18 protein-coding genes and 1 pseudogene are annotated in these 19,010 nt (G+C 62.9%); 8 read left to right on the forward strand and 11 right to left on the reverse strand.

Annotated features, from left to right (window positions below):
* Nucleotides 1-64: 64 nt before the first annotated feature.
* Nucleotides 65-574 carry an OmpA family protein gene (locus FFI87_RS19780; protein ID WP_041490205.1) on the forward strand — a complete coding sequence of 170 codons (510 nt, stop codon included), beginning with the start codon at nt 65-67 and terminating at the stop codon, nt 572-574.
* A gap of 82 nt (nt 575-656) precedes the next feature.
* On the opposite strand, the gene FFI87_RS19785 is transcribed toward FFI87_RS19780, so the two are convergent.
* From FFI87_RS19785 to FFI87_RS19805, 6 genes are all read right to left on the reverse strand, one after another.
* A complete protein-coding gene (locus tag FFI87_RS19785; protein ID WP_138849413.1) occupies nt 657-941 on the reverse strand; it encodes a PAAR domain-containing protein in 285 nt (94 codons plus the stop codon).
* A 17-nt stretch (nt 942-958) separates the two neighbouring features.
* Nucleotides 959-1,858 carry a hypothetical protein gene (locus FFI87_RS19790; RefSeq protein ID WP_138849412.1) on the reverse strand — a complete coding sequence of 300 codons (900 nt, stop codon included), beginning with the start codon at nt 1,856-1,858 and terminating at the stop codon, nt 959-961.
* Nucleotides 1,859-1,910: 52 nt separating this feature from the next.
* Nucleotides 1,911-3,065, reverse strand: a complete 1,155-nt coding sequence (locus FFI87_RS19795) for a DUF2515 family protein (protein ID WP_138849411.1) — start codon at nt 3,063-3,065, stop codon at nt 1,911-1,913.
* Nucleotides 3,066-3,075: 10 nt separating this feature from the next.
* The gene (locus tag FFI87_RS19800; RefSeq protein ID WP_138849410.1) at nt 3,076-5,748 is read right to left on the reverse strand and encodes a type VI secretion system Vgr family protein; all 2,673 of its coding nucleotides are present in this window, start codon (nt 5,746-5,748) and stop codon (nt 3,076-3,078) included.
* Nucleotides 5,749-6,081: 333 nt separating this feature from the next.
* Nucleotides 6,082-6,318 (reverse strand): hypothetical protein, encoded by a 237-nt coding sequence (locus FFI87_RS34530; protein ID WP_186381748.1) that lies wholly within the window; start codon nt 6,316-6,318, stop codon nt 6,082-6,084.
* A gap of 341 nt (nt 6,319-6,659) precedes the next feature.
* Nucleotides 6,660-7,280: a hypothetical protein gene (locus FFI87_RS19805; protein ID WP_138849409.1), complete on the reverse strand. Its 621-nt coding sequence runs from the start codon at nt 7,278-7,280 to the stop codon at nt 6,660-6,662.
* Between the two features lie 810 nt (nt 7,281-8,090).
* On the opposite strand from FFI87_RS19805, the gene FFI87_RS19810 reads away from it, so the two are divergent.
* From FFI87_RS19810 to FFI87_RS19830, 5 genes are all read left to right on the forward strand, one after another.
* Nucleotides 8,091-9,209 carry a branched-chain amino acid ABC transporter substrate-binding protein gene (locus FFI87_RS19810; protein WP_006760974.1) on the forward strand — a complete coding sequence of 373 codons (1,119 nt, stop codon included), beginning with the start codon at nt 8,091-8,093 and terminating at the stop codon, nt 9,207-9,209.
* Nucleotides 9,210-9,380: 171 nt separating this feature from the next.
* Complete coding sequence (livH, locus tag FFI87_RS19815) at nt 9,381-10,307, forward strand: high-affinity branched-chain amino acid ABC transporter permease LivH (protein WP_012366668.1); 927 nt, start codon at nt 9,381-9,383, stop codon at nt 10,305-10,307.
* A gap of 11 nt (nt 10,308-10,318) precedes the next feature.
* A complete protein-coding gene (locus tag FFI87_RS19820; protein WP_011659409.1) occupies nt 10,319-11,590 on the forward strand; it encodes a high-affinity branched-chain amino acid ABC transporter permease LivM in 1,272 nt (423 codons plus the stop codon).
* The gene (gene livG / locus FFI87_RS19825) at nt 11,587-12,360 is read left to right on the forward strand and encodes a high-affinity branched-chain amino acid ABC transporter ATP-binding protein LivG (protein ID WP_006749486.1); all 774 of its coding nucleotides are present in this window, start codon (nt 11,587-11,589) and stop codon (nt 12,358-12,360) included. The genes FFI87_RS19820 and livG overlap by 4 nt, the downstream gene beginning before the upstream one ends.
* A complete protein-coding gene (locus FFI87_RS19830; RefSeq protein ID WP_011659407.1) occupies nt 12,360-13,061 on the forward strand; it encodes an ABC transporter ATP-binding protein in 702 nt (233 codons plus the stop codon). Before livG ends, FFI87_RS19830 begins: the two co-directional genes overlap by 1 nt.
* 91 nt (nt 13,062-13,152) lie before the next feature.
* Here the strand turns inward: FFI87_RS19830 and FFI87_RS19835 are convergent.
* The 4 genes and pseudogenes from FFI87_RS19835 to FFI87_RS19855 all read right to left on the reverse strand — a co-directional run.
* A pseudogene (locus FFI87_RS19835) lies at nt 13,153-13,314 on the reverse strand (LysR family transcriptional regulator); the annotation flags it as partial.
* Between the two features lie 179 nt (nt 13,315-13,493).
* Entirely contained in the window at nt 13,494-13,901 is a 408-nt protein-coding gene (locus FFI87_RS19845; protein ID WP_138849408.1) for a DUF2000 domain-containing protein, read from the reverse strand.
* A gap of 44 nt (nt 13,902-13,945) precedes the next feature.
* Nucleotides 13,946-14,806 (reverse strand): AraC family transcriptional regulator, encoded by an 861-nt coding sequence (locus FFI87_RS19850; protein WP_138849407.1) that lies wholly within the window; start codon nt 14,804-14,806, stop codon nt 13,946-13,948.
* A gap of 73 nt (nt 14,807-14,879) precedes the next feature.
* Nucleotides 14,880-15,857, reverse strand: coding sequence for an AraC family transcriptional regulator (locus FFI87_RS19855; protein ID WP_138849406.1), 978 nt, complete (start codon nt 15,855-15,857; stop codon nt 14,880-14,882).
* A gap of 45 nt (nt 15,858-15,902) precedes the next feature.
* Between FFI87_RS19855 and FFI87_RS19860 the strand changes: the two genes are divergently transcribed.
* Nucleotides 15,903-16,652: an SDR family oxidoreductase gene (locus FFI87_RS19860; RefSeq protein WP_012366662.1), complete on the forward strand. Its 750-nt coding sequence runs from the start codon at nt 15,903-15,905 to the stop codon at nt 16,650-16,652.
* Nucleotides 16,653-16,726: 74 nt separating this feature from the next.
* On the opposite strand, the gene FFI87_RS19865 is transcribed toward FFI87_RS19860, so the two are convergent.
* Complete coding sequence (locus FFI87_RS19865) at nt 16,727-18,028, reverse strand: aspartate aminotransferase family protein (protein ID WP_138849405.1); 1,302 nt, start codon at nt 18,026-18,028, stop codon at nt 16,727-16,729.
* Nucleotides 18,029-18,104: 76 nt separating this feature from the next.
* Here FFI87_RS19865 and FFI87_RS19870 point away from each other — a divergent pair, with 76 nt between their 5' ends.
* Nucleotides 18,105-18,989, forward strand: a complete 885-nt coding sequence (locus tag FFI87_RS19870; RefSeq protein ID WP_186381749.1) for a LysR family transcriptional regulator — start codon at nt 18,105-18,107, stop codon at nt 18,987-18,989.
* Nucleotides 18,990-19,010 lie beyond the last annotated feature (21 nt).

Raw genomic sequence — 19,010 nt, forward strand, 5'->3', positions numbered from 1 at the left:
GGACGAGGCCGCGGCGGCGGGATAAGAAGCGCACGCGGCGCGGGCGCATACGAAGGGGACGATGATGAAAAGCTCGTTGCCGGTGAGCATTGGGAGGCTGTGCGTCGGAAGCGCGGTGCTGCTGTGTCTGTTGCTTGGCGGGTGCAAGACGCCGCCGCTGCATCGGGGGCTCACGCATACGCAGGTCACGGCGCTGAAGTCGGCCGGGTTTCAGGAGACGGGGCAAGGGTTCGAGTTCGGGTCGAGCGGGCCGATTTTGTTCGATTTCGACCGGTATAACCTGAAGCCGGACGTGAGGCGGATCGTCGAGCGGATCGGGAGGACGTTGAGGTCGGCTGGAATCAATGGGGTGAGGGTTTATGGGTACTCCGATGACGAGGGGACGGTGGCCTACGATCGGGAGCTGTCGCGGCGGCGGGCGGAAGTGGTGGCGATCGAGCTGGTGGATGTGGGGCTGGACGGGAAGCGGGTTGCGGTCATAGGGAAGGGGAAGAGCGATCCGGTGGGCGATAACCGGACGCCAACCGGGCGCGCGCAGAATCGGCGGGCGGCGATTGTGGTTTCGCCGCGGTGAGGGGGGCGGTCAGGGCGCGATGATGGCGCTGGATACTCGGACCGCCTCCGGAGAGAGCCGTCCGAAAAACGAACATGGTCAATCAATCGCCAGGAGCAGGCTGCGCAATGAGAATAGCTCCGCACGTTGTTTTATGTCCCTCCAAAGCCATCGGCTGCCCGAAATCTTCGCATCCCTCGAGCCCCTCAGAGATTTCAAAGAGATGTGGCGCGCAAAGCGGGCACGTCACCTGATCGCCTTTGCGTGCAATGGGAACCTTGGCCTGGCTCCAAGTGGAGGATGGGCTGCCCGAAATCACCTTGCCGCCGTGGCTTGTCGTATCGCCGACCACGATCTGCGCTCGTCCGTGCAAGTTCGCTCGTTGCATCGCCTAGCTCTCCAAGATCAATGAGTGTCGCCAGCTTTGGCCGAAAAGTCGGGGGCCTCATACGGCGGCGGCAGATATGTCGTATCGATTGTGTAGCCCTGAGCCTTCAATTCCGTTTCATGTTTCGCTCGTTCTGCCCTTGCCGGCGTTAATTCGTCGGACAGGTATTTCTTCCACTGCCTCCGGCGTTCGACACTATCAGTAAAATATGGTGTGTAATTGTCAGATGCAGTGCTCACCTGAATGTCGGTCAAGTAATACCCCGTGTCGGGAGTCGACGAGGATTGATACGACAGAGATAGTGTCAAAAATATGCCGTCAGTATAAAAAAGCCATCTTGGCTCGGACACAATTAAGTTTTTCCATTCCTCTACGGTCGGTATGTAGGTCGAGTCGATCGAATAAAGAGCGCCTGGTTTTGACAAGGCATAGGCCGTTGCCTCTTTACCGACGAGCCGCGGATCGGAGGTTTCAATATACCTCTTCCATCCCGCGGCTCTCAATTTGGCTAGCAGGGCTGCGATCTTGTCGCGAGCCTCTTCATACGAGGTTGTGCCAGAAGGCGAGATGTTGAAATGGACATCCCAATTATCAACTCCGCTTTCTGGGCTGTCTTTGTCCCCCAGACCTGTCACGATCGTGACATTGTCGAGGTCGAACGAGTGCTGTCCTTGGCTATATTTCACTAGTCCAAGCTTCTTTGGGTCGTTCCAGTGCATCTGATACGCATAAACGCCAGATGGGTGATTCATTGTGGAAAATCCTTGGGCTACGGCATTCGATTTTCCGTCTACTCCGAATTTAATGGTGACAACTTGAGACGACATTGCTTTGTCCTTTTTGTCTTGGGCGGTTGTGGATGCGTAAATTGCAGCGCACAAAGAAATTGCTGCCAAAGTCCACCACCAGATTCTCATTGATTTGCGTTTAACCAATATCGGCATAGTCGCCTTTATATGAAAAAATCAATCATGTCAGACCGCCCATGGCGGCAATGGCCTTCAGTTCACTCTGCATGTAGGCACGCTGCTTCTGCATTAGAAAGTGGAATAATTTTCCGGTGTCTTTGATCCATGCCATTCGTTGAGCATAATCCTCGAGAATCAGCTCCTTCGGCGCGTTCGAACGATATTGCATGTCGGACGTTTCATCCTGCGCCGTGAAGCTTAGCTGCAGAGGTGGAATCAGAGCGTGAAATGCACGTGCTGGCGCGGCCCACCACTTATCCGAACTGGTTGCGTCGTCCATGGTTCTTTGGAATTTGAGCTTGCTGATAAAGGCCTTGTCGTTATAGATCAACCCTTGCAACACTTCGCCCTGTTCATGCTGTGCCATGACCCACAGATGGTTGAACGCAAAGGCAGCTTTCTTCTTTTCGTTTGCGGTCTCTTCCCATTGCTTGACAAGATCGAACCCCATGGACACGCGCGGAGTCCATTTGAAGTAGCCCGGATTCTCGGCGTCGGGACCAAGGAATTTTCCGGATCCTGCGTCATCCATTGATGCGCTGGCTTCATTGATCACCGGGCACTTGGGAACGACGTCGCTTGCCCACTGCTGGCGCATCAAGTTCTTCTGCACCGTGGGATGGTACTGCCGGCTATCACGCTGCTTGGCACACGCCTGGAACGCAGCCGGATCCGCCGCATATCCGTAGCACCAGGTCAGTAGGTCGTTGTAAATCCACAGATTGCCTTTGCCGAGTCCCTCGTGGACGATACCCATGCCGGGCACCTTGTCCACCTGCCAGCTTTCCAGGTTAGCCGAAACCTGCTTGGCGGCGAACGCCCCCAGCCCGGTCCAATAGAACCGGCCAACCTTGTCCTTTTCCCCCAGGTGAAAATCTTCGAGGAACATACGCGCGTAGCTCGAGGCTACTCGGCGGGCTCGCGCTCCATAATTCTTCCCGACAAACGACGCATCGCCGGGCTCGATCTTGGTTTCGGAAATACTGTGCGAGCTGAATCGATAGTCGGGCGTTCCGTCTTTCAGGATAGGCGTACGGGTGTCCAACTGCGCCATCGCATATTGATGGGCGAGCGACCAGATAATTTTGCAATCGCAATTCGCATCGATACACGTGTTGCTTTGCGGGTTGGTAGTGCTTTCTGCAAGATTAGCCATTGCCGAGCCCTTATTTTTCTGCGTCCGTGAAGAGTTCGTCCCAGTGAATGCCAAACTTTACGTTCTCTTCCTGTTTGGTATTCAGGGTCGCTGAACGGCCCAGATAGTTGGTCTGGAACACATGCTCTCCAGAGTCGGTCGTCATTCGGTAGGCGACTCCTGGCAGCGATCTCCCTGACGGCGTCAGCATCCTGAACGTCTGATCGTTTGCCTCGACGGCAGGCGTACCGTTCGGCGCCACACCCATCGGCTTGGGTGGCATGTTGCTTACCTGCGCGTTGACCTCATACATACTGCCGCCCACCGTGATTTTTCCAGTCTTCAGGCTGATATAACTGTCTCCGCCGTGCAGCATCACTTCTTCGGTTGCCTTGATCGTAATGCGGTTTGCCGTCTGGGTGATCTCGAGTTTGGCAAGCAGGTTGAGGTTTTTCTGAAGAGCCTTGATGTCAATGTCTCCCGCGTAGGACACCATCCGGATGCCGAGCTTGTATGCAAACAGACGGATTGCGTTTCGTGCAGTAGCCAACAGGCTGCTGCCACTACTCATGCTGAGATGTGCGCCACTCGTGAGCGCCGTATGTTCTCCGCTCGCGAGATGGGTAGTGCCTGCCGTCGTCGCTTCGATCCCGACCGGAGAGGCGAAAACCAGATGGGGTTTCGCCAGTTCGGGAAACGGCTCTGCTCCTTGTGTCCCGCCTGAACCCCTGATTTCAGCACTCTGCTTCTGAAGCGCCTTGACGACTTCGGGCTGGTCCTGGCCGTCTTGTGCCTGTGCCTGAATCGCAGCGTTGGCAAGTGTGTCATGTAGATCCCGTGCCTGCACCAAGCGCTGCACGGTTTCGCCCATGTCTTTGACTGTCGCCGTCGCGCCCGAGCGTGTCTCGGTCGTGACCAACATCCCTTGGTTCGCCCGCAGCACGCCCCACGAATCGGTTGCGAGCTCCCAGCCGATTCCGCGCGCTTCCGCACGTCCTGCATGGCCATCAATTCGAGTGTTGTAGCCGACGACAAGCCGGGATTGTTGATGGTCGCTTGCGATCTGTACCTGAAGCTTACCCGGCGTGTCGTCGGCCACGATCTGGTTTGCCATCGTGCTGGCCAGATCGCGTGAACGCAGCCCCGAAAGAGCATGGTTATCCGGCAGTTTCCACTGCACAAAGTTGACGCCGTTCGGTACACGGCCAGTGACGAGAGGGCGATCCGGACATCCGTCCAGAAACGACACAACTACTTCGTCACCAATTCGCGGGAGGTGAATCATGCCGAACCCCTGACTCGCCCACGGCTGGCTCACACGTACCCAGCACGAGCTACGCGTGTCGCGTTGCCCGATGCGATCCCAGTGGAATTGAATTTTGATCCGGCCCAACTCGTCGGTATAAATGCTTTGCTCTTTCGGGCCGACCACCGTGGCGGTTTGCATTTGCATGACCGGCTTGTGATGCTCGAAGGGACTACGATAGGGGACGGATTTGCGTTGCGCCTCTAGCTCAATCAAAAAGAAGCCTTCGGAGCCATCGTGATGCGCCACGCGCGATGGGCGTCCTCCGTCCTGATTTGCAGACGCTTCGGCCAGCTGGCTTTGCAAACTTCCCGGAAGGTTTGCGTGATGGTCTGACGCCGGGAAATTGTTCTCGATCAGCCAAACCACTTCGACAATGGCGAACACGTTGCGGTCGGCGGCGTCGCGATCGTGCTCCGGATGACCGACGAGCGAAAACGACCGTCCTGCATCGGCTTCGCGGAGACCGCCTGTGCCATAGAATCGCTTGGCGCGGGACTCCCACTCTTCCATGTGGATTTTGGACAGGTGATCGCCGCGCTCCTGCTCCAGATACGTGTACGAGCCGGTGTATTCATACATCTCAAGCTGTGCCGGCAATTCGTGCGATACCGTCGGGATGTGAGTGCCTTTCGGATTGGCAAGCGGCGATGGATTCTTGTAGTCGTAGGTGCGCGTGGCCAGCGCGGCACTATGGAGGGTTCGCTCGGCGGACCAGTGAATCAGCGCGTCGACCTCGCTGTTCGTTCCGTCGCGGGAAAATTGCACCGATTGTGCTGTGAGCGGCTCGCACGTATCGAGCCGGTCAGTAATAGTCAGGGTATGGGATTTCCCGTCCTCGGCCTGCTTCCAGATCGTGAACAGGCCTTCCTCCTCCATCAAGCGATGGGCGAAGTTCCAGTCGTTTTCGTACTGAGTGCAATACGACCGAGGCGGCAGCGGCTTCGATAGCGCAAAGTCGAACCGGCCTCTGGCTTGCGAATATGCGTTGAATACATCCCGGAGAATTTCATCGACAGGTTTGTCTTGCCAGATACGCTGATCGCGGCGAAATTTCAGGAAATGCATCCATGAGGCGAAGCTGATCTGATAGCTGGTCAGGCCGCCTTCCGATCCCAGTCGTCGCACTGCGTAGACGTAGCCGTGCCGGGGAACGTAGGAGTGTTGGATTTGTTGGATCCAGAGGGTCACGGGCTTGCCGATCAGCTCTTTCAGCTTGAGGTCGCTGCGTGTCGACACGACATCAAGCGTGAAATCGAAATGCCGACCAATCCTGGAATGGCCCACGGCGCGCTGCGGCAGCAATTCGTTGTCGCCGAGCGGGGTGTCGAGTTTCAGTAGGCGGCCCTGCTGGATCAGCCCGCCTTGAATCGCCGTCACGATATCTTGCACACTCATCCTGATCCCTTTTTATTACTTTTTGTGTGCCTGTTGCCGAGATGGCGCAGGCTCTCTCAGCAGCGATTCTACAGGTTAATGGCTAGGGGTTAGCCCGATAAGAGAGTCCGCGGCCCGAGGCGCTGAATGGCTGGTGCACACTGAGAGCTGGCGCCGGGCCCACTCTTGGAGCGGTAACAGCGGGGAATGTCGGCATCTATCAAGGAGATACGTCGGCAACCGGCCAAAAGCGGTCGTTCAAGTCCATGCTTTGGCGCGGCCGCGCATAATGGTGTTGTATCTGGCGGGTCAGATGTGCTTGGAGGTCGGATTAAGAAATGAAAAATATTCAGATCATTGACGACGCAGAAAATTGTGTTTATGACATTTTTCGCAGCGACGGACGATGAGTTTGACTTGATATTTCCAGAGGGGACTGACATCGCATTCATCGACGAGGTTTATAGTCGATCCGATGAGCATCGTTGGATGCTGCCTCAAGTGTGTTGCATCGATGGGTTGAATCCGCAGGCGATTGCTGTCATTGGTGCGGGAAATCTGGGTTTCCCGAAACAACAGCGTCAGGCCCAAGACGTTCTATCCGTACATGAAGATCGGTGGAATGTGACCCATCAATGACGTGGGTTTTGAGCCAGGCAAAAAGGTACGGATAGCGGTCGAGCCGGCAGCCGCGCGCCGCATATCGCCGCGATGATTCATCTGGAGGCAAGTCGGCCCATCGGCTAGTGTGGCGCGAACAACTGCTTCCGGACCGTGATCGCTGCTGAACCGGCGATAGAAAAGGCGCGCAGACAGCACAGCGCGGCCTAGTCGAATTTCAATTCGCGCAAATGCGAATCCCGGCGCAGCGTGTGACTGTGCCGCGCAAACCCGCACTGCGAGGGGAGCAGGGCAGCCACCACCATCAAACATCACCAAGCGATATTGCAAGAAGACCGCGCCGTCCCAGCACCACCCGTAGCTGTGCAATGCGAACCCGCGCCGTTGTCATAGAACGTTCGCGTCTCCGGTTGCGGCACTGACGGATCGTACGGATTCGGCGCACCGCGTGGCCCACGAGCGGCATCGAAAGGTCGCGCCGGCGCATACGGTTTGCCACCGCCCGGAGCGTGTGACCCACTGGCCCGCAGATATTCATTCCAGTTCAGTTCACGCTGTTCGTGCCTGGGCAACGCGCGCCCGAAGCTGTCGCTCCCACCCGAACCGAGCGCGACGCGATTCGAAGGCCACACCGAATCGCCGGATCCGTGTTCATCCGGAGACTGCGGCGCAAGCGTATCGCCCGAAACCCGCAACGGCCGCGTATCAGGCGTATCGAACGGACCACGTTCGACTGGCGCAGCGTACTTCACGCGCTGCGTCGTCCGCGCCGCGCGCGCGTCATCCCGAGCCAGAACCCGACGTTCCGAACGGAACACATTGGCGCCGCCGGCCCGATCGACCAGCGAATCGCGGCCGGAAGCATCAACAGTAGAAACGGAAAGCGCACAAGCAAGCGCGGCAGCGGAAGAAAAACGGAGAGGATGATTCATTGGCGATCCGAACCAGGTGATTTGCGATGAGAAGAAACAGCAGATCACTGGCTGGCGGCTGGGCAACGGAAGGCCGTCGAAGCGGCCCTGAAGCGACTACGAGGCGCGGTGGACGCGACACGCAGGACGGCTGGCTGGATTGCAGAGGCGAGTCCGCATTATTTCATAAAAATAACAATCATCTTTCGCATGATCCGGATTCGTCGGCAAACAGAAAGATTAGTCGCCCCGCCCCAACGCCCCGCATCGGTGCACGCCAACCAAATCATCAGTCGATTGATTCCGACAAATCAGACCCTATAAAGCCAAAGATCGTACGCGGCGCACCCGAAACTCACCATGAACCCCACCCAGCAAGCCTCCACCCCACCTCCCCATCCAAAATCGCAACCCAATTGCACCCACCGCAAACGTTACCGCTCCCACCAAGTTGCGCCCCCATCGCCACCCACCGCCCGGCAAGTTTCTCCGTGTTTTCCCTCATAACACCGGCATTTTTGACAGACGATTTAAAAACGCCCATATAATTTCGGCTGCCTTGCCAATGGCTGTCGGACCATCCCTCCGAACGAGCACTTTGGCAAGCGGGGCAGGCGAAACGCTTGCGCAATGCAAGACGCATCACGATGTCTTTCCGAACCAGACGTCCCCTTCGGGGACTGCAAGAGCCGGGCCCCGCTACGCATCATCCATCCGCAGGTCCGTCTTCATGTGTCTCGGGCGTATCCCATGTCCTCGCCCCGGGTGCTGTTCGATTGCGCAAGTCATGCCGCCTTTGCCCGTATGACTAACAACATCGAGGAGCTCCTGATGACGCTGTCCCGTCTTACGTCCATTTCCGCCGCCGCCGTGCTGTTCGCCGCCGGCGCCGCCGCCGCGCAAGCGGAAACCGTGAAGATCGCCATCGCTGGTCCGATGAGCGGTTCGGTCGCCCAATACGGCGACATGGTGAAGGCCGGCGCGCTGACCGCGATCGAACAGATCAACGCGGCAGGCGGTGCGGGCGGCAACAAGTTTGAAGTGGTGATGATGGACGACGCCTGCGAACCGAAGCAGGCCGTCGCCGTCGCCAACAAGATCGTCAGCCAGAAGATCAAGTACGTGATCGGCCACGTGTGCTCGGGTTCGACGATCCCCGCATCCGACATCTACGAAAACGAAGGCATCGTGATGGTCACGCCGTCGGCCACCGCGCCGCAGCTGACGGAAGGCAAGAAGCGCCACTTCATCTTCCGCACGATCGGCCGTGACGACCAGCAAGGCCCGGCCGCCGCGCACTACATCATCAACAACGTGAAACCGAAGAAGGTCGCGATCCTGCACGACAAGCAGTCGTACGGCCAGGGCATCGCGTCGTCGGTGAAGAAGGACCTCGAAGGCGCGAAGATTCCGGTGGTCCTGTTCGAAGGCGTCAACGCCGGCGATTCGGACTACTCGGCGATCATCACGAAGCTGAAGTCGCAAGGCGTCGACTTCGTCTACTTCGGCGGCTATCACCCGGAAATGGGCCTGCTGATGCGCCAGGCGCGCGAGCAGGGCGTGAAGGCAACGTTCATGGGGCCTGAAGGCGTGGGCAACAAGGACGTGACGGCGATCGCCGGCCCGGCGTCGGAAGGCATGCTGGTCACGCTGCCGGCCGACTTCTCGGCCGACCCGGCCAACGCAGGCCTCGTGAAGGCGTTCGCGGACAAGAAGCGCGACGCGAACGGCCCGTTCCAGATGCCGTCGTACGCAGCGGTGAAGATCATCGCCGACTCGATCGCGGGAGCGAAGACGACGGACCCGACGAAGGTCGCCGCGTACATGCACAAGACGACGTTCGACACGCCGATCGGCAAGGTCGCGTATGACGCACAGGGCGACCTGAAGTCGTTCAAGTTCGTCGTCTACACGTGGCACAAGGACGCGACGAAGACCGCCGCCCGGTAATACGGAGTACCCGCCCCGCGCACCGCTCTGCCCGTCACCCGGGCAGGGCGGTGCGCATTTGGCCGTTGCGCGGCCAAGGGGCGGCCCGAGACGACACCGTGCGTTGCGCGCGGCCGAACGCCGTGATCCGGCGACGGCATGCGACGCAGCGCCAACGGGAGCTTCCCGCACATGACTGACTTCTTTCCTCAATTCGCCCAGCAACTGGTCAACGGCCTGACGCTGGGTGCGATCTATGCGCTGATCGCCATCGGCTATTCGATGGTCTACGGCATCATCGGCATGATCAACTTCGCCCACGGCGAGATCTACATGATCGGCGCGTACGTGGGCCTCGTGACCCTTACCGCGATCGGCATCTCCGCCGGCTATCCGTTGCCGCTCGTGCTCGGCGCCGCACTGATCGTGTCGGTGATCGTCACGGGTCTGTACGGCTTCGCGGTCGAGCGCGTCGCGTATCGCCCGCTGCGCGGCGGCCCGCGCCTCGTGCCGCTGATCTCGGCGATCGGCATGTCGATCTTCCTGCAGAACTACGTGCAGATCGGTCAGGGCGCGCGTGACGTGTCCGTGCCGGTGCTGATCTCCGGCGCATTCGACATCCATCTCGGCGGCGACTTCGACGTGACGATTCCGTATGCGCGTCTGTTGATCGTCTGCGTGACGCTCGTGCTGATGATCGCGCTCACGCTGTTCATCTCGCATTCGCGGATGGGCCGTGCGTGTCGCGCGTGCGCCGAGGACATGAAGATGGCGAACCTGCTCGGCATCGACACGAACCGCGTGATCTCGTTCACGTTCGTGCTCGGCGCGATGCTGGCGGCCGTCGGCGGCGTGCTGATCGGGCTGACGATCGGCAAGCTGAATCCGTACATCGGCTTCGTCGCGGGCATCAAGGCGTTCACCGCCGCGGTGCTCGGCGGGATCGGCAGCATCCCGGGCGCGATGCTCGGCGGCGTGCTGCTGGGCCTCGCTGAAACCTTCGCAGCAGGCTACATGCCGGCCGAGTACAAGGACGTGGTGGCGTTCGGCCTGCTCGTGCTGATCCTGCTCTTCCGCCCGACCGGCCTGCTCGGCAAGTCGGACATCGAAAAGGTCTAAGGGAGACGCAGATGAGTCAAGTCATTTCCGTTCGCCGTCCGGCCGCCGACGCTTCGGTCAGCCAGGCGCTGAAAAATGCCGTGGCCGCCGCGTTCCTGACGGCGATCCTCACGATTCCGGTGCTCGGGCTGCAGTTGAAGCTCGACGGCTATCAGGTGGTGCTGACTCCGCACTGGCGCCCGGTGTGGATCGCGGTCGCGGCCGTGTTCCTGTTCCAGCTGTTCAAGCCGTGGCTCGTGCGCGCGAAATCGGCGGTGAAGCTGCCGGCGCTGCCCGCGATGGGCGCGCAGCAGCAGCGCGTGGTCATCTGGGTGCTGCTCGCGGTCGGGCTCGTGTGGCCGTTCTTCGGCTCGCGCGGCGCGGTGGACGTCGCGACGCTCGCGCTGATCTACGTGATCCTCGGCCTCGGGCTGAACATCGTGGTCGGTTTCGCGGGCCTGCTGGACCTCGGCTATGTCGGGTTCTACGCGGTCGGCGGCTATACGTATGCGATGCTGAACCAGTATTTCGGGCTGTCGTTCTGGGAGTGCCTGCCGATCGCGGCAGTCGCCGCGGCGACGTTCGGCTTCCTGCTCGGCTTCCCGGTGCTGCGGCTGCGCGGCGACTATCTCGCGATCGTCACGCTCGGCTTCGGCGAAATCATCCGCCTGCTCGCGAACAACCTGACGAGCCTCACGGGCGGCCCGGACGGTATCTCGAGCATTCCGAAGCCGACGGTGTTCGGCTTCGAGATGGCGCGCTCGGCGAGCGTCGAAGGCGCGAAGACCTTCCATGAGCTGATCGGGCTGGAATACAGCGGCGAGCACATGGTGATCTTCCTGTACCTGATCGCGCTGGTGCTGGTCGGCTTCACGCTGTTCGTGACGAGCCGCCTGATCCGCATGCCGATGGGCCGCGCGTGGGAAGCGCTGCGCGACGACGAGATCGCGTGCCGTTCGCTGGGCCTGAACCCGACGCGCATCAAGTTGTCGGCGTTCACGCTCGGCGCGGCGTTCGCGGGCATCGGCGGCGCGTTCTTCGCGGCGCGTCAGGGCCTCGTGAATCCTGAGTCGTTCACCTTCATCGAATCGGCGCTGATCCTCGCGATCGTCGTGCTCGGCGGGATGGGCTCGCAGCTCGGCGTGATTCTCGCGGCAATCCTGCTGACCGTGCTGCCGGAAGTCGCGCGCGGGTTCGCCGAGTACCGGATGCTGATCTTCGGTCTGGTGATGGTGTTGATGATGATGTGGCGTCCGCAGGGCCTGCTGCCCGCGAGCCGTCCCCACGTGGAGCTGCCGCAATGAGCGCGAATGCAGAACTGTTGAAGGTCGCCGGGCTGCAGATGCGCTTCGGCGGGTTGCTCGCGGTGGACGGCATCGATTTCGACGTGCGCCGCAATGAGGTGTTCGCGATCATCGGGCCGAACGGTGCGGGCAAGACCACCGTGTTCAACTGCGTCGGCGGCTTCTACAAGCCGACCGGCGGCGACGTCGTGCTCGACGGTCACGCGATCGGCGGGCTGCCGAGCCACAAGATCGCGTTGAAGGGCCTGGTGCGCACGTTCCAGAACATCCGCCTGTTCAAGTCGCTGACGGTCGTCGAGAACCTGCTCGTCGCGCAGCATCGCAAGGTGAAGGCCGGGCTGCTGCCGGGCCTGTTCTCGACGCCCGCGTATCGTCGCGCCGAGAAGGAAGCGCTCGAACGCGCGGCCGTGTGGCTCGACCGGATGGGGCTGAGGTCGGTCGCCAACCGGGCGGCCGGCACGCTGTCGTACGGGCACCAGCGGCGTCTGGAGATCGCGCGCTGCATGATCACCGAGCCGCGTCTGCTGATGCTCGACGAGCCGGCGGCTGGCCTCAACCCGCAGGAAAAGATCGAGCTGCAGCACCTGATCGACAAGCTGCGCCATGAGTTCGGCGTGTCGGTGCTGCTGATCGAACACGACATGAGCCTCGTGATGGGCGTGTCGGACCGCATCCTCGTGATGGAGCACGGCCGGCCGATCGTGATCGGCACGCCGGAAGCGGTGCGCAACGACCCGCGCGTGATCAAGGCGTATCTGGGGGAAGAGTGATGCTGAAGCTGGAACAGGTCCATACGCACTACGGCGCGGTCGAGGCGCTCGCGGGCGTGTCGATCGAGGTGAAGAAGGGCGAGATCGTCACGCTGATCGGCAGCAACGGCGCCGGCAAGACGACGCTGATGATGACCGTGTGCGGCACGCCGCGCGCATCGTCGGGCCGCGTACTGTTCGAGGGCAACGACATCACCGCGATGTCGACGCACCAGATCATGCGGCAGGGGATGGCGATCTCGCCGGAAGGGCGGCGCGTGTTCCCGAGCCTGACGGTGCTCGAGAACCTGAAGATGGGCGGCTTCTTCGCGAGCCGTCACGAGATCGACGACGGCATCGAGCACGTGTTCAAGCTGTTTCCGCGCCTGAAGGAGCGCGCGACGCAGCGGGCCGGCACGATGTCGGGCGGCGAGCAGCAGATGCTGGCGATCGGCCGCGCGCTGATGAGCAAGCCGCGCTTGCTGCTGCTCGACGAGCCGACGCTCGGCCTCGCGCCGCTCGTGATCGCGCAGATCTTCGACATCATCCGGACGATCCGCGACGAAGGCGTCACGGTGTTCCTGGTCGAGCAGAACGCGAACAAGGCGCTCGGTGTGGCCGATCGCGGCTACGTGCTCGAAACGGGGCGCGTGGTGCTGGCCGACACGGGCGCGAACCTGCTCGCGAACGACCGGATCAAGCAGGCGTATCTCGGCGGTTGATGGGGAACGCCGCCGGCCTGCAACGGGCCGGCGGCGTTGTTGCCTGCCGTATTGCTTTCGCATGCAAGGCCGGTCCCCGGCCTTGTCTTTCCTATCCGATCCTGAACGTGCTTTTCAGTACGTCGCGCAGATGCAGCGCGGCGCGATTGCTGTCGTCCGTCAGGACGGTGATCAGGTGCGGCGGCAGATCGGGCAGCACGACCCCGGCGACGTGGCTCGTCAGGTTGCCGGACACGCGATCGCGCTCGACGAGGCACATGCCGATCGGAGTTAATGTGTAGTTAAATCAGCTCCGATCGTAGTCAAATAGGCTACATCTGCCGCAAGCGCTCCTGATTGATGTAAAGGCGTGGTTGGACGGGAACAAGCCGGAGTTGGTGGGCGCGCAGTAGCCGTTACAGTGTGGAATCGCCGGCTCGAAACGATGGTGCGTCACGCATGCAACGCCAGCCCCTTCACGGCCTTGTCCACGGCCTTCTTCGGTCCGTGCAGCGCCAGCCCGACCAGATCCAGATTCTCCGCATCCCCGGCGCGAAACACTTCGCGGTTGGCCGCGTCGTGCCCGGTCGAAAACATCGCATGCACGTACGGCACGATCGTCAGCTCGCGCGACAGCGCCTGCCGGTGGGCGGCCTGCAGCCCGTTCAAGTCGGACGCGAACACCAGCATCGGCTGGCCCAGCATGCGTCCGTAGCGGCGGCCCGCCGCGTCCTCGTAAGGCTCGCCGAGCGCGTCAGGTGCTTCGGCCGCGACGCCCGTCGCGAGAAACGCGACGACATTGAGTTTCTGCCATGCCGCGAGATCGTCGCGCACGATCAGCGCCACCTTGGTATCGATCATGATTGCTCCTCGTTGAAGCACGCATGATCGGATGTCGCGCGCGCTCAGTCTGGAACGTTTGTGCACAGTTGCCGGTACGCGGCCGGCGTGATCCGGTACGCGCGGCGGAACCAGCGGCCCAGGTGGCTCTGGTCGGCGAAGCCGACGTCCGCGGCCGCCTCGGCGGGCGTGCGGCCGGCCGCCAGCAGCCGGCGCGCGGCGCGCAGCCGCAAGCGCACCAGGTACGCGTGCGGCGAGGTGCCATACGCGCGCTGGAACAGCCGCGTCAAGCGGAACCGGTCGATCCCGGCGGCGCCGGCCAGCTCGTCGAGGCCGAGATTGCCATCCATGTGCGCATGCAGCAGATCGCGCACGCGTGCGATCGCCGGCGGCACGACGCTGCTTTCCAGCGCGAGCGGGGCGCGCCGCAGTTCGCCGCCGAGCCGCGTCAGCAGACGGTCGAGCGTCTGGTCGCGCGCGAGCCGGCCTTCGTTGCCATGGATCGCGAGAAATGCATGCCGGATCGCATCGACGAGGCCGCGGTCGTCGACGAGCGTATGGCCGAATGCGGCTTCGACGCTGCCGAGGCCCGGCAGGTCCAGCCGGCGCGCCGCGCGTTCGACCCATGCTTGCGGCAGGTACAGCATCCCGTAGGTGAAGCCGCCCGCTTCGGGCGCATGGCCGTCGTGCATCGCGCCGGGTTCGATCAGGATCGCGCGGCCCGGCACGCTCGTATGCAGCGAACGGTGGCACTGGAAACGCTGCACGCCCTGTTCGGTGAAGCCGACCAGCATGTCGTCGTGATCGTGCGCATCGTATGCATGGCCGTTGAAATGCGCGTGCAGGCTTTCGATGCCGGTTTCCGCATCGCGCCGCGCGACGAGCCAGTGGTCGCGCGTGTCGGGATTGTTTGCCGCTGTCGTCATCGCCTGCCTCGCGCGTCGTCGTTGCATGAACGGTAGTGTACGCAGGTCGCGGGATGGCGGTTGCGGGTGCCGGTCATGCGTCGCTCGCCGCCGCGCGTTCGTCGCGCGCATATTGCGCGGGCGGCCGGCCCACGTGCCGCGTGAACGCGACGCTGAAGGTGCTCGCGGAACTGTAGCCGACGCGCCCGGCGATCTCCGCGATGCGCCCCTCGTCGCGGCGCAGCAGGTTTTTCGCGAGCGCCATGCGCCAGGTGAGCAGATATTCCATCGGCGCGACGCCGACCGCGCGGCTGAAGCGTTCGAAGAAGGTCGAACGCGACAGCGCCGCTTCCTTCGCGAGCTCGACGACCGTCCACGGGTGCGCGGGGCGTTCGTGCATTGCGCGGATCGCGGCGGCGAGACGGCTGTCGGCGAGCCCGCGCACGAGGCCGGGCGATGCGCCCGTGTCTGCCGAAAACCGCAATGCCTCGATCAGCAGCACTTCCACGAGGCGCGACAGCACGAGTTCGCGCGCCGGCCGCTGCGCACGCGATTCGTCGCGCACCAGTTGCACGAGCGTGGTGAGGCGCGGTTCGCCGCGCACGTGCACGTATTGCGGCAGCAGCGACACCAGCAGTGCCGCATCGGGCGAACTGAAGCTGCAGTGGCCGGCCATCAGGCGCGTGTCGACCGGGCGGCTCGCGTCGCCGATCCGGTATTCGCCGTTGTCGAGCACGACCGGCGCGGCCGTTTCGACGCCCGGCGGCGGTAGTTCGAGACTGGATATCGCGACGCCGTAGGCCGCCGGAATCAGCACGAAATCGCCGGGCAGCAACTCGATCGGCGGATGCCCGTCGATCGCGACCCGGCATCCGCCCTCCAGGACCACGCAATAGAACGGCTCGCCGGCGACCGTCCGGCTGATGCGCCACGGGCTCGCGCCGTGAACGAGTTTGGAATACCGCGTGCTCGGCTGCAGCAGCGTCACGACCTCGGCTAGCGGATCGATCATCGCCGGACTCTCGCAAAAGAAAATCGGATTTTCGATTGTAGCGAATACGGATGCCGCCATCTATCGTACGGACACATGCCCAACACGTCACAGGAGTGAGTTCGCATGAAGACCGTATTGATCACCGGCTGTTCCTCCGGCTTCGGCCTCGAGATCGCCCGTCATTTCCTGGCCCGCGACTGGCAGGTCGTCGCGACGATGCGCACGCCGCGCGACGACGTCCTGCCGCCTTCGGAGCACCTGCGCGTGCTGGCGCTCGATGTCACGAACCCCGACAGCATCCGCGCAGCGATCGACGCTGCCGGCCCGATCGACGTACTCGTCAACAATGCGGGTTTCGGCGCGGCCGCGCCGGCCGAGCTGATGCCGCTCGACACCGTGCGCGCGCTGTTCGAGACCAACACGATCGGCACGATCGCGGTGACGGAAGCCGTGCTGCCGCAGTTGCGCCGGCGCGGGGCCGGCGTCGTCGTGAACGTCACGTCGAGCGTCACGCTGAAGGTGCTGCCGCTGGTCGCCGCCTATCGCGCCAGCAAGGCGGCGATCAATGCGTACACCGAATCGATGGCGCTCGAACTCGAACCGTTCGGCGTGCACGCGCGTCTCGTGCTGCCGGGCCGTGCACCGGACACGCGTTTCGCCGACAACGCGCGCGCGCACATGCACGGCTTCGAGCACGAGGCTTATGCGGAGTTTGCCGCGGCGGCCTTCAAGCGCATGGTCGACGAATCCGCGCCGATTACCCATGCGCGGGACGTCGCCGAAGCCGTATGGCGGGCGGCGACCGATCCGTCGTGCCCGATGCGCATCCCGGCCGGCGCCGATGCCGAAGCGTGGGCGGCCGAAGCGCATTGATCGACCGCACACCACGAGCCGCCGCGCCGGCCGTTCGAATCGGCGCGGCGGCGCGTGCGAGGTAGGGCGGGGCGTTACAGCACGCGTGCGATCGCCTGCTCCAGCAGCGACAGGCCGAGATCGATCTCTTCGTCGCTGACGGTCAGCGGCGGCGCGATCCGGAACACGCCGCCCATGCCGGGCAACTGCACGATGTTCATGCTGAGCCCGAGCTTCATGCATTCGCGCGTGATCTTCGCGCCGAGCCCGTCCGCGGGCTCCTTCGTCCGGCGATCCTGGACGATCTCGACGCCGAGCAGCAGCCCGCGTCCGCGCACGTCGCCGATGCAGTCGAAGCGCTCCATCAGGTCGAGCAGCCCGCGCCGCAGCCGGTCGCCCATCACGTTCGCCCGCTGCACGAGGCCGTCGCGCTGCACCACATCGAGCACGCGCAGGCCGACGGCGGCCGGCAGCGGATCCGACACGTGCGTCGTATAGAACAGGTAGCCCAGTTCGTGCGCGCGCTCCTCGATCTGTGCGGACGTGACGACGGCCGCGAGCGGCAGCCCCGCGCCGAGCGTCTTCGACAGCGTGAGGATGTCGGGCGTCACGCCGTCGCGCTGGCACGCGAACATCGTGCCCGTGCGTCCGACGCCGGTTTGCGCTTCGTCGAGGATTAGCAGCATCCCGCGCGCCTCGCACTTGCGCTTGAGCGCCGCCATGTAGCCTTCCGGCAATTCGATGATGCCGCCGGAGCTGAGGATCGGCTCCGCGATGAATGCAGCAAGGTTGCCGCTCGACTGGCGATCGATCAGGTCGAACGCGTAGTCGAGTTCGGCGAGCGGGTCGTACGTGCCGCCGCGCTCGAAGCGCGGCCGGTACGTGAACGGCGCCGGAATCGCGAACGAGCCGACGGCGGCCGGGCCGACACCCCTGCGGCCGGCGCTGTACGTGGCGGACGCCGCCGCGCCCGTCATCCCGTGCCACGACTGCGCGAAGCCGACGATCTCGTACTTGCCGGTGACGAGCTTCGCCATCCGGATCGCCGCTTCGTTCGATTCCGCGCCGGTGCTCAGCAGCAGCGCGCGATCGAGCCCGGGCGGCGTGATGTCGGCGAGGCGCGTCGCGAGATCGACGACCGGGCGCGACAGCATCCCGCTGAACAGGTGATCCAGCTTGCCCGCGTATTCGCTGATGACGGAGACGATCTCCGGATGGCTGTGGCCGAGCACCGCGCTCATCTGGCCCGACGTGAAATCGAGAATCGCGCGGCCGTCGGCGTCGTAGACGAAGCTGCCTTGCGCGCGCTCGATGATCATCGGCTCGAACGTGCCGCCGTAGCGGATCAGGTGCTGCCTGGCGTTGCGCCAGAAGGTTGCGTCGTCGTTCAGGGACATCGGGCTTCTCCGGACAGGGCCAAGGATCGCTTGCAGTCTAGGCGTGGGTCTGGTTTTATGGAAACGAATAGTTCTTATGCAAGGTAGAAAGGGAGCTAATACCTTGGGACGCTCGCTCGAAATCGACCTGCTGCGCTCGTTCGTCGTCATCGCCGAGGTGCGCTCGCTCAGCCGCGCGGCGGCGCGGGTCGGCCGCACGCAGTCCGCGCTCAGCCAGCAGATGCGCCGGCTGGAGGAAAGCGTCGACCAGCCGCTGTTCCAGCGCACCGGCCGCGGCGTGGTGCTCACGCATCCCGGCGAGCGGCTGCTCGTGCATGCGCAGCGCATCCTGCGGCAGCATGACGAGGCGATGGCTGATCTGTGCGGCACGGGGTTGTCGGGGACGATCCGGTTCGGCTGTCCGGACGATTACGCGCAAGTGTGGCTGCCGTCGCTGCTGCGGCAGTTCTCGAACCAGCATCCGCAGGCGATCGTCGAAGTCGTGTGCGGGCCGACACCGCGGCTCGTCGAGCAGTTGGAGAAGCGCGCGGTCGATCTGGCGATGATTTCCGTGCGGGACGACGGCGCGACGGACGACATCATCCGTCGCGAGCAACTGGTCTGGATTGGTTATCCGGGGCTCGATGCCGCGCAGTTCGATCCGCTGCCGCTCGCGCTTTCCGATCCCGATACGCTCGATCACATCGCGGCCTGCGACACGCTGAACCGCGCCGGCCGCGACTATCGCGTCGCGTATGCGAGCAGCAGCCTTGCCGGGCTGATCGCGCTCGTGCGTTCGGGGCAGGCGTTCGCGGTGATGACGCAGACGGCGGTGCCTGCCGATCTGGCGATCCTCGCCGGCGATCGCGGGCTGCCGCCGCTGCCGGCGGTGGGAATTACGCTGCGCTTCGACCGGAAGCGGCCGTCGCATCTGACGGCCGCGTTTGCGGAGCATATCCGGGCGGTGTTGCCGGTGCTGTGATGGGAAGCATTCGCTCTGGAC

Origin of the sequence: Burkholderia sp. KBS0801 (assembly GCF_005937855.2) — a bacterium.
Classification (GTDB): domain Bacteria; phylum Pseudomonadota; class Gammaproteobacteria; order Burkholderiales; family Burkholderiaceae; genus Burkholderia; species Burkholderia ambifaria.